Genomic DNA, 9,150 nt, shown 5'->3' with positions numbered 1-9,150 from the left:
TAGGTCCGGGGTGGAAGCGCGGCGACGTGTGGAGCTGACGGATACTAATCGATCGAGGACTTAACCAAATAGAAAAGTGAAGGGCGCTCGCTCATCGGCGTACGGATTTCGGAGCTTTCGACTGAGATAAAGGAAACACGGCGAGCCGATGTTGACTTATCGTAGGGAGAAAGCGTAGAAATACGCTAGCCGATAGGCGCTGGAGCTAGACAATTCTCAAAGTTAGAAACGCGTTCTCCGTTTACAGTTTTTTCTCCCATCCGGCTTTGAAGGAATACAATTATTCCTCTTGATAAATAACAGCAACTGTGTTATAATTTTTCTTGTCATTAAGGTCCGGTGGCGATGGCGGAAAGGTGACACCCGTTCCCATCCCGAACACGGAAGTTAAGCTTTCCAGCGCCGATGGTAGTTGGGGGTTTCCCCCTGCGAGAGTAGGACGCTGCCGGGCCTGAATATATTATTATCGCGGGGTGGAGCAGTCTGGTAGCTCGTCGGGCTCATAACCCGAAGGTCGCAGGTTCAAATCCTGCCCCCGCAATCGATCAGAACAAGCAGTGGTTTGACTGCTTGTTCTTTATATTTTTCATCCTGTTTTTGCGTATTTGTCCAAAATCGGTTAAACTAGAATTGGATTGAAGCATCCTTAGGAACATTCCTAAGGCTTTTTTTATAAGGCGCGCCGTACTTTGGATTGGCGGCAATTTGCGATAAAGTTGTAGAGGAGAGGCGGCAAATGGGGAGTTATCGTTTCGTTTCCAACAGCCCTGAAGAGACTTTTTCTTTTGCAGAAAAAATGGCTGCCCATCTGAAACCGGGGGATGTCCTTTTGCTGGAGGGTGACCTGGGGGCAGGAAAAACGACTTTTACAAAAGGGATTGCGAACGGGCTGGGCATTCGCCGTACCGTGAACAGCCCGACTTTTACCATTATAAAAGAGTACCGGGGGAACCTGCCGCTGTATCATATGGACGTATACCGTTTGGAGGATGCGCAGGAGGACCTTGGTTTTGATGAATATTTTGAAGGTGATGGCGTGACGGTTGTGGAGTGGGCACATTTTATCAAAGATCTGTTGCCTGAGAGCTATTTGGAAATCCGCATTCTCCGCCTTGAAGGAGACCGCAGGCTTATTGAAGCGGAACCGTTTGGGGACCGTTATGTATCATTATGTGAGGAGATTTTTGGATGAAAGTTTTGGCAATCGATACTTCAAATGAAGTGCTGGGCGTTTCATTGGCTGATGATCATGTTGTGCTGGCCGAATATATGACAAACTTGAAAAAAAATCATAGTGTCCGCGTGATGCCGGCTGTGCAGGAGGTCATGGAGACATGCGGGATAAAACCGGCTGAGCTGGATAAGATTGTGGTGGCAAAAGGGCCCGGATCTTACACCGGCATACGGATTGGCGTCACGATCGCAAAAACGATGGCCTGGAGCCTTCAAATTCCATTGGTGGGGGTTTCCAGCCTGAAGTTGTTGGCGGCGTCCGGCCGTTATTTTGACGGGTATATTTCCCCGCTTTTTGATGCGCGCAGAGGGCGGATTTATACCGGTTTGTACCGCTATGAAAACGGGGTTTTGCAAACAGTAGTGGAAGATTGCAATGTATCATCCGCTGAATGGGGAACCCGGTTAAGTGCGCTTGAGGCGCCCGTATTATTGATCGGCCAGCATGTTGCCCTTCATGAAGCCGTTCTTGCGAAGAAGCTGGGAGATAAAATGGCGGTAGCAGATTGGACCCTGCATAATCCGAGGCCGGGCGAACTGGCCAGGCTTGGGATGGATGAACCGGACGCGGAGATACACACTTTCGTTCCAAATTACATACGGTTAGTAGAGGCAGAAGCCAAATGGCTTGAAAAGCATAAACGGGAGAGTCACTAAAAATGGAAAAAACGGGGAAAATAACGCTGCGAAAAGCCACGCTTGCAGATTTGGACGGAATTTACAATGTGGAGATGCATTCTTTTACAATGCCGTGGACACGTGAAGCATTTTACAACGAACTGGTTCATAATCATTTTGCCATGTATCTTGTGCTTGTCGAGAATGAAAAGGTTATCGGTTATTGCGGCGTGTGGGTCATTGTCGATGAGGCGCATGTGACCAATCTTGCGGTGCTCCCGGAGTACCGAGGCCGGAAACTGGGAGAGACGCTGTTAAAAAATGTGATGGCTTACGCCGCATTGAACCATGCCAAAACGCTCAGCCTGGAGGTACGCGTCAGCAATATGATTGCGCGCTCCTTATACAGGAAGCTCGGATTTCGGGAAGGCGGCATCCGGAAAGGCTATTACACGGATAATTATGAAGACGCAATTGTGATGTGGGTGAATTTATAAATGGAAAAAGATTTGTTGGTATTAGGCATAGAAACGAGCTGCGATGAAACGGCTGCAGCTGTCATTAAAAACGGGACGGAAATTGTTTCCAATGTGGTCGCTTCCCAGATTGAAAGCCACAAACGGTTCGGCGGGGTGGTGCCAGAGCTTGCATCCCGCCACCATGTCGAGCAAATTACCATTGTCATTGAGGAAGCGATGCAGCAGGCAGACGCGGCTTTTAAAGACCTGGATGCGATCGCCGTGACAGAAGGGCCCGGGCTTGTGGGCGCGTTGCTTGTTGGCGTCAATGCCGCAAAGGCGCTCAGTTTCGCGCATCAGATTCCACTTGTCGGTGTCCATCATATTGCCGGCCATATTTATGCGAACCGGATCGGGCATGAAATGAAGTTTCCGCTGCTTGCGCTTGTCGTTTCAGGCGGTCATACGGAGCTTGTGCTGATGAAGGGCCATGCCGAGTTTGAAGTAATCGGCGAAACGAGAGATGATGCGGCAGGGGAAGCTTATGACAAAGTAGCACGAACGTTGAACCTTCCTTATCCGGGCGGTCCGCAGATTGACCGGCTTGCCCATGAAGGAAAGCCAAATGTTGATTTGCCGCGATCCTGGCTGGAAGGGACTTATGATTTCAGTTTCAGCGGGCTCAAATCAGCCGTCATTAACACCCTCCATAATGCCGCGCAGCGCGGGGAAAGCATCCGGCCTGAAGATATGGCCGCAAGCTTCCAGCAAAGTGTGATTGATGTATTGGTCGGTAAAACCGTGGAGGCGGTAAAAGCGTTTGGCGTCAAAGAAGTGCTGGTCGCCGGCGGTGTTGCCGCGAACAAAGGATTGCGCGCTGCCCTTTCAGAAGCATTCCGGGATCTCCCTGAAGTGGCGTTGCGCATCCCGCCGATCCAGTTATGCACAGACAATGCGGCGATGATTGCCGCATGCGGGACGGTGCTTTTTGAAAAGGGAAAAAGAAGCTCCCTTGACTTAAATGCTTATCCCGGGCTGGACATTGAAAACTTTTAAACAGGGTTGTGAAAAACCGGTGTATGGGAATCGTCCATACACCGGTTTTTTTGGAGATATGCAGGGGAATTGTGCACAATCTGTGGAAAAGTTGTTGATAAATGATTGGACTTGTGTAAAACTTTTAAAATTTTTCCGGACAGGTTGTGGGTATTGTGGATAAATCTGTTGATAATTGTGGATTTTGTGGAAAAACGTTTTGGAAAGCAAGAAATCAATATACCGCCTGTGCATAAATCTGTGCATGGCGCGAGATGCCAAAATAAAAACCTGTGCAGAAAATTTCCACACAGGTCCAAACATTACTCCGCCAGTTCTGCCCATTCTTCCATCAGCGCGTCCAGCTCCAATTTCCGTTGCTCCAGTTCTTCTGTCAGCTCGCGGATTTTAATATGGTCCTGAAAGATTTCCGGGTCGGCCATTTTTTCTTCCCGGTCATGAATTTCTGTTTCCAACGTTTCAATTCTTGTTTCAATTTCTTCAATCCTCCGCTTTTTTTGCCGCTCGCGTTTTTTTGCTTCTTTATCCTGCCGGTAGTTGTTTTTCGCCGGCTGTTCCGCTTTAACCTTTTCTTGTTTCGTGTTTTCCAGGCGTGCAATTTCCAGCATTTCTTCTTTTTTTTGCACATAATAATCATAGTCGCCGAGAAATTCACGGGTTCCCTCCGGCGAGAGCTCCACCACTTTTGTGGCAATCCGGTTAATGAAATAGCGGTCGTGGGAAATGAACAAAATCGTTCCCGGGTAATCGATGAGCGCATTTTCCAGTACTTCTTTACTGTCCAAATCAAGGTGGTTTGTCGGTTCATCTAAAATTAGAAAGTTCGCCTTTTCCAGCATCAATTTGGCGAGGGCAAGCCGGGCTTTTTCGCCGCCGCTTAAGGATGAGACGGTTTTTAAAACGTCATCGCCGGAAAAAAGAAAATTCCCGAGTGCCGTGCGGATTTCTTTTTCTGTTTTCAGCGGGTATGTATCCCATAATTCCCGGAGGACCGTTTTATTGGAAGATAAGTCGGCCAGTTCTTGATCGTAATAGCCGGTCATAACGTTGGAGCCATATTCGATCGTGCCGGATATCAGCGGGATTCTCCGGATAATCGATTTCAAAAGCGTTGACTTGCCGATGCCGTTCGGGCCGACAAGGGCAACACTGTCTTGTTTTTTGACTGAAAGATGGATGTTTTTGGCAACCGGCTCCCCGTCGTAGCCGATGGCAGCATCCCGGACATGAAGGACTTCGTTCCCGCTTTGTTTGGCAATTTCAAACGAAAACCGGGCAGATTTTTCATCGCCAAGCGGCTTGTCCATCAATTCCATTTTTTCCAGTTGTTTCCTCCTACTTTGCGCCCGCTTTGTCGTGGTGGCACGGGCAATGTTTTTTTGGATGAATGCCTGCAATTTCGCAACTTCTTCCTGCTGCTTTTCATATTGTTTGACCTCTCGCTCGTACTGGGCGGCCTTTTGTTCCAGATACCGGCTGTAGTTGCCGTGGTATTTTTTAATGGAATGCCTTGAAATTTCATAGACCTGGTTGACGACTTTATCCAGAAAATAACGGTCATGGGACACGATCAGAATGGCGCCTTCATAGCCTTGTAAATATTGCTCCAGCCAGGTGAGCGTTTCGATATCGAGATGGTTTGTCGGCTCATCCAAAATGAGGATGTCCGGCTTTGTGAGCAGCAATTTCGCCAATGCAAGGCGTGTTTTTTGCCCGCCGCTTAATGTCCGGATCGGGGTGTTGTAGTCGTACTGGTCAAAACGGAAGCCATGCAGAACGGACCGGATATCCGCTTCGATCTGATATCCGCCTTCATCTTTAAAACGTGTCTGCAAAGTATCATAAGCATGCAGCACTTTTTCATACTCCGCCGGGCGGTTATAAATCTTAGGGTCGGCCATTTTTTGTTCGTATTCGCGAAGCTGTTTTTCCATATCCAGCAAATTTTTAAAAACCGACATCATTTCGTCCCAAATGGACAGATCCGATTCGAGTCCGGTATTTTGGGCGAGATAACCGATTTCGACACCATTCGGCATAATGATGGAACCTTCATCATAAGAAAGCTGGCCGGCGATGATTTTCAGGAGGGTCGATTTGCCGGCCCCGTTTCTCCCGACCAAGGCAATCCGGTCTTTTGTTTGAATTTCTAATTTTATATCCGATAAAATAAGTTCAGCGCCATAATATTTTGTGACTTGTTGAACTTGCAGCAACATCATCTTTATGTTCACCTCTATACCATTGTAAGTGTACAGGAAGGCGAACTGCAACTCAACCGGCGTGATCGGAATTTGTCAAAAAACTTTTCACATAAATTCGTAAAAACCCATGAAAAAAATGCTTACTTGTGATATATTTAACATAGTTGGAGAGAGAAAAAGACGCATGCAGGCATTTTTTTAAAACATATTTTTTCTTTGCTCAGATAGGAGTAATATTATAATGAAGAATGGCAGCGCTGCCATTCTGGAATGGACGCACGATTGGAACCAACAGCACAAAAAACTTAAGCTTTCAACTTGGGGGATTTCACATGAAGGATGAATCAGTAAAAATACCGCAAGCCACTGCAAAACGGCTTCCATTATATTACCGGTACCTGAGAAATTTATATACACTTGGCAAGCAAAGGGTATCCTCGGCGGAACTGAGTGAAGCGGTGAAAGTCGACTCCGCTACGATACGCAGGGATTTTTCCTACTTCGGGGCACTTGGAAAAAAAGGTTATGGTTATAATGTAAAATATTTATTGTCTTTTTTCGGCAAGACGCTGAACCAGGATGAGATCACAGATGTAGCGCTGGTTGGCGTTGGGAACCTCGGTACAGCCCTTTTGAATTACAATTTTTCGAAGAATAACAGCGCACGGATTGTGATGGCATTTGACAATGACCCCGGGAAGGTGGGGAGCCATGTTGGCAATGTGCCTGTTTACAGCATGGACGAATTAAGAGAACGGCTTTGCGCGGAAGATGTGACGGTTGTGATTTTGACGGTCCCCGCTTCCAGTGCCCAGGCAGTGACAGACGAGCTTGCCAGTACAAATGTAAAAGGCGTTTTAAACTTTACACCTGCCCGGCTGAACGTGCCGCCGGATATCCGCGTCCATCATATTGACCTGGCCGTGGAACTACAGGCACTGATCTATTTTTTAAAACATTATTCAAATGATGAAGAAAATTTGAAAGAAACAAAAGAGCCGGTTGCGAAGCCATAGCCAAAAAGCTTTTTTTCCGTTATCATAGTGGGTACAGGGGGTGGCCCGATTGAAAACGGAATGCAGGCGCAAATGGCAATGGCCGGATTTGGCTGTGGCGTGCAAAGGGAAAAGGGCGGATTCAACGCCGGCACTTAAAGGGGAACGGCGATGAATACGAAAAAAATGCCGGTTACCGGACACATCCAGGAATTGAGAAAGCGGTTAATTACCGTTCTCATTTTCTTTCTGTTTGCCCTGGTTGTTGGCTTTTTTACCGCAAAACCTGTTATACGTTATTTGCAGCATGCCAAAAATGCCGGCATGTTCACGATGAATGCCTTCAGGGTAACCGATCCTATTAAGGTTTTTATGGAAGTTTCGGTTGTGATCGCATGCCTATTGACCCTGCCGGTGATTTTGTACCAGCTTTGGGCGTTTATAAGCCCGGGGCTGTATGAGAAAGAAAAGAAACTGACATTAAGTTACATTCCTGTTTCCATCTTGCTTTTTATAGCCGGCGTTTCTTTTTCCTATTTCGTGCTTTGTCCGCTGATGGTGAAGTTTATGATGGGCTTGTCAAATGAAATGGGCATTCGTGCGGTGATCGGGATCCGGGAGTATATTCAGTTTCTGCTAGAGATCACGCTTCCGTTTGGCTTTGTGTTCCAAATGCCGGTCGTGGTCCTGTTTCTGACCCGGCTTGGCATCATTACGCCGAGACTGTTGAAAAAGGTAAGAAAATATGCGTATCTTGCTTTGATTGCAGCTGCCGGCATCATCACCCCGCCGGACGTGTTTTCGCAGCTGATTACCTTTGTTCCACTCGTTTTGCTGTATGAAGCAAGCACACTGATTTCGAAAATGGCGTACCGCAATGCCAAAAAAGCGGCAAAAGAAATGCCAATGGATGAACAGACGATTGCTTCTGAATAAGAAAGCCGTTTTCCGGACGGAGCCGGAAAACGGCTTTTATTTTTTCACTGAGTTTTTCAGCTTGAAATGGAGAAAGATCAGCCTGATGCCGGAACCCAGATCCAATGTTGCAATCAACAGCAGTAAATAAGAAAAAAAGCCCCAGCCGCCCACTTGTACCTGCTGAATGGCAAAATAAGTGAACAAAGCCCCGAGCAGGCAGTTTACAATCCCTGAAAAAAGTGGTCTCATTATAGAAGTCCTCCAATTGAGCTGTAAATTTCATGTACGGATGTCTGCAGAACGGACGGGTGCAAAAGCAGCCTCACGACCACAATCGTGTTCATGGAAACATGCGCAAACATGGAAACGGTGATCCGGTTTGTTTTCTCGTATAAATAAGCGAGCGTCAGCCCTAAAAGGGAATATAAAAACAAGTGGCTCGGTTCGGTATGCGCGAGTCCGAAAATAACCGAGCTGACAATACCGGATAAAAGGAATGAAAAGCGCCTGCGCAGCGTGCCGAAAATGATTTTCCGAAAAACGATTTCCTCGAGAATCGGCCCTGCGATCGAGCTGATGAGGATGACGAGCGGAAATCTTTCAATCAGCGCCATGATTTGCTGCGTATTGTTGGAGGCAGCCGGGGCACCGAATAATGATTCAATGATCGCGGCTGCAGTCTGGGCAAAGAAACAAAGAAAGACGCCGCCTATTGCCCATATGGCGGATGGCGCGGCCGGAAGCGGTTCAGTCCGGTCTGTTTCTTTCTTTGCGGCTTTTCTTAAAAAGTACAGGACGATGATCAGCCCGATGATAAAGCTGATGACGGTCCAAAGCGGGGGCGTCAATGTCCGCATGCTGTCTGCCGGTTCGTGGAAAACGTTCACCCCGGCATAGTAGAGCAACGGATACCCGACGGCGCCGGACAGCAGCATAAGGATGTACGTCACGAGAATATACACATACTCTTTTTTCACGCGTTCTTTTCCTTTCTTGCCAGTTCAAAGTTTAAAGGATCGCAAATTCGTCCAATATGTTCATTGTACTATTGAACCGGGCGGGGTTCAAATGCCGTGCGCAGAGCCAGCCTTTTCAGTTGCATATCCGGATGGTGATCAAGCATACTTATAAAAGGGCAAGCGGCTGAAATGGAGGCGCGCAACCGGCATCCTTTGACGGGGCTCTTTAAAGGATGCAGGGCCCGAAAAAAATAAAAAAAGTTGGATGAGAGACTTGCAAAAAAGCAAGGAATTATTTATTATAATAAATGTGTTAGCACTCAACTTATGCGAGTGCTAATAATGGACAAAATTTTACATAATACGAATTAAGGAGGTTGTTTCACGTGTTAAAACCACTGGGTGATCGCGTTGTCATTGAATTAGTTGAATCGGAAGAAAAAACAGCAAGCGGTATTGTCCTGCCTGACACGGCAAAAGAAAAGCCACAGGAAGGCAAAGTTGTGGCTGTCGGTTCCGGGCGTACCCTTGATAACGGTGAACGTGTTGCCATCGATGTAGCAGTAGGCGACCGCATCATCTTCTCGAAATATGCCGGCACTGAAGTGAAATATGACGGAAAAGAATACTTAATCCTTCGTGAAAGCGATATTCTGGCGGTTGTGGAATAAGCCTGGCTTGTTGAAACATAGAAATAACGATATGACAT

The 9,150-nt window shown here is 47.1% G+C and carries 10 protein-coding genes, 1 tRNA gene and 1 rRNA gene; 9 read left to right on the top strand and 3 right to left on the bottom strand.

Features of this window, described 5'->3' with window-relative positions; all coding sequences use genetic code 11:
• Positions 1-335: 335 nt before the first annotated feature.
• The 6 genes from rrf (at position 336) to tsaD (ending at position 3,365) form a co-directional block, all read left to right on the top strand.
• Positions 336-451: ribosomal RNA gene (gene rrf, locus NFR98_RS11595) — 5S ribosomal RNA — on the top strand.
• Between the two features lie 16 nt (positions 452-467).
• Positions 468-541: transfer RNA gene (locus NFR98_RS11590), tRNA-Met, on the top strand.
• 195 nt (positions 542-736) lie between these two features.
• The gene (tsaE, locus tag NFR98_RS11585; RefSeq protein WP_014096819.1) at positions 737-1,192 is read left to right on the top strand and encodes a tRNA (adenosine(37)-N6)-threonylcarbamoyltransferase complex ATPase subunit type 1 TsaE; all 456 of its coding nucleotides are present in this window, start codon (positions 737-739) and stop codon (positions 1,190-1,192) included.
• Positions 1,189-1,890, top strand: a complete 702-nt coding sequence (gene tsaB, locus NFR98_RS11580) for a tRNA (adenosine(37)-N6)-threonylcarbamoyltransferase complex dimerization subunit type 1 TsaB (protein ID WP_035190162.1) — start codon at positions 1,189-1,191, stop codon at positions 1,888-1,890. Before tsaE ends, tsaB begins: the two co-directional genes overlap by 4 nt.
• A 2-nt stretch (positions 1,891-1,892) precedes the next feature.
• Positions 1,893-2,348, top strand: coding sequence for a ribosomal protein S18-alanine N-acetyltransferase (rimI, locus tag NFR98_RS11575; protein ID WP_014096821.1), 456 nt, complete (start codon positions 1,893-1,895; stop codon positions 2,346-2,348).
• Positions 2,349-3,365 carry a tRNA (adenosine(37)-N6)-threonylcarbamoyltransferase complex transferase subunit TsaD gene (gene tsaD / locus NFR98_RS11570; RefSeq protein ID WP_017550684.1) on the top strand — a complete coding sequence of 339 codons (1,017 nt, stop codon included), beginning with the start codon at positions 2,349-2,351 and terminating at the stop codon, positions 3,363-3,365.
• Between the two features lie 302 nt (positions 3,366-3,667).
• Here tsaD and NFR98_RS11565 read toward each other — a convergent pair whose 3' ends face one another.
• The gene (locus NFR98_RS11565) at positions 3,668-5,587 is read right to left on the bottom strand and encodes an ABC-F family ATP-binding cassette domain-containing protein (RefSeq protein ID WP_035190160.1); all 1,920 of its coding nucleotides are present in this window, start codon (positions 5,585-5,587) and stop codon (positions 3,668-3,670) included.
• 314 nt (positions 5,588-5,901) lie between these two features.
• Here NFR98_RS11565 and NFR98_RS11560 point away from each other — a divergent pair, with 314 nt between their 5' ends.
• Together NFR98_RS11560 and tatC are read left to right on the top strand one after the other, a co-directional pair.
• Positions 5,902-6,585 carry a redox-sensing transcriptional repressor Rex gene (locus tag NFR98_RS11560; protein WP_014096825.1) on the top strand — a complete coding sequence of 228 codons (684 nt, stop codon included), beginning with the start codon at positions 5,902-5,904 and terminating at the stop codon, positions 6,583-6,585.
• A 150-nt stretch (positions 6,586-6,735) separates the two neighbouring features.
• On the top strand, positions 6,736-7,500 hold the full coding sequence (tatC, locus tag NFR98_RS11555) for a twin-arginine translocase subunit TatC (RefSeq protein WP_014096826.1): 765 nt from the start codon (positions 6,736-6,738) through the stop codon (positions 7,498-7,500).
• A gap of 36 nt (positions 7,501-7,536) precedes the next feature.
• Here the strand turns inward: tatC and NFR98_RS11550 are convergent, their stop codons facing one another.
• A complete protein-coding gene (locus NFR98_RS11550; RefSeq protein WP_017550687.1) occupies positions 7,537-7,731 on the bottom strand; it encodes a YdiK family protein in 195 nt (64 codons plus the stop codon).
• The gene (locus NFR98_RS11545) at positions 7,731-8,459 is read right to left on the bottom strand and encodes a CPBP family intramembrane glutamic endopeptidase (protein WP_014096827.1); all 729 of its coding nucleotides are present in this window, start codon (positions 8,457-8,459) and stop codon (positions 7,731-7,733) included. The genes NFR98_RS11550 and NFR98_RS11545 overlap by 1 nt, the downstream gene beginning before the upstream one ends.
• Positions 8,460-8,827: 368 nt before the next feature.
• Here NFR98_RS11545 and groES point away from each other — a divergent pair, with 368 nt between their 5' ends.
• Entirely contained in the window at positions 8,828-9,112 is a 285-nt protein-coding gene (groES, locus tag NFR98_RS11540) for a co-chaperone GroES (RefSeq protein ID WP_014096828.1), read from the top strand.
• Positions 9,113-9,150 lie beyond the last annotated feature (38 nt).

The organism is Weizmannia agrestimuris (assembly GCF_943193165.1).
In the GTDB taxonomy this organism is placed as follows: Bacteria; Bacillota; Bacilli; order Bacillales; family Bacillaceae_C; genus Weizmannia; species Weizmannia faecalis.
Note: the sequence above shows the minus strand (reverse complement) of the source record. Positions and strands in the feature narration are given on the sequence as shown.

Coding starts and splice junctions, on each gene's coding strand:
- tsaE (WP_014096819.1), top strand. CDS start 737: ATGGGGAGTTATCGTTTCGTTTCCAACAGCCCTGAAGAGACTTTTTCT.
- tsaB (WP_035190162.1), top strand. CDS start 1,189: ATGAAAGTTTTGGCAATCGATACTTCAAATGAAGTGCTGGGCGTTTCA.
- rimI (WP_014096821.1), top strand. CDS start 1,893: ATGGAAAAAACGGGGAAAATAACGCTGCGAAAAGCCACGCTTGCAGAT.
- tsaD (WP_017550684.1), top strand. CDS start 2,349: ATGGAAAAAGATTTGTTGGTATTAGGCATAGAAACGAGCTGCGATGAA.
- NFR98_RS11565 (WP_035190160.1), bottom strand. CDS start 5,587: ATGATGTTGCTGCAAGTTCAACAAGTCACAAAATATTATGGCGCTGAA.
- NFR98_RS11560 (WP_014096825.1), top strand. CDS start 5,902: ATGAAGGATGAATCAGTAAAAATACCGCAAGCCACTGCAAAACGGCTT.
- tatC (WP_014096826.1), top strand. CDS start 6,736: ATGAATACGAAAAAAATGCCGGTTACCGGACACATCCAGGAATTGAGA.
- NFR98_RS11550 (WP_017550687.1), bottom strand. CDS start 7,731: ATGAGACCACTTTTTTCAGGGATTGTAAACTGCCTGCTCGGGGCTTTG.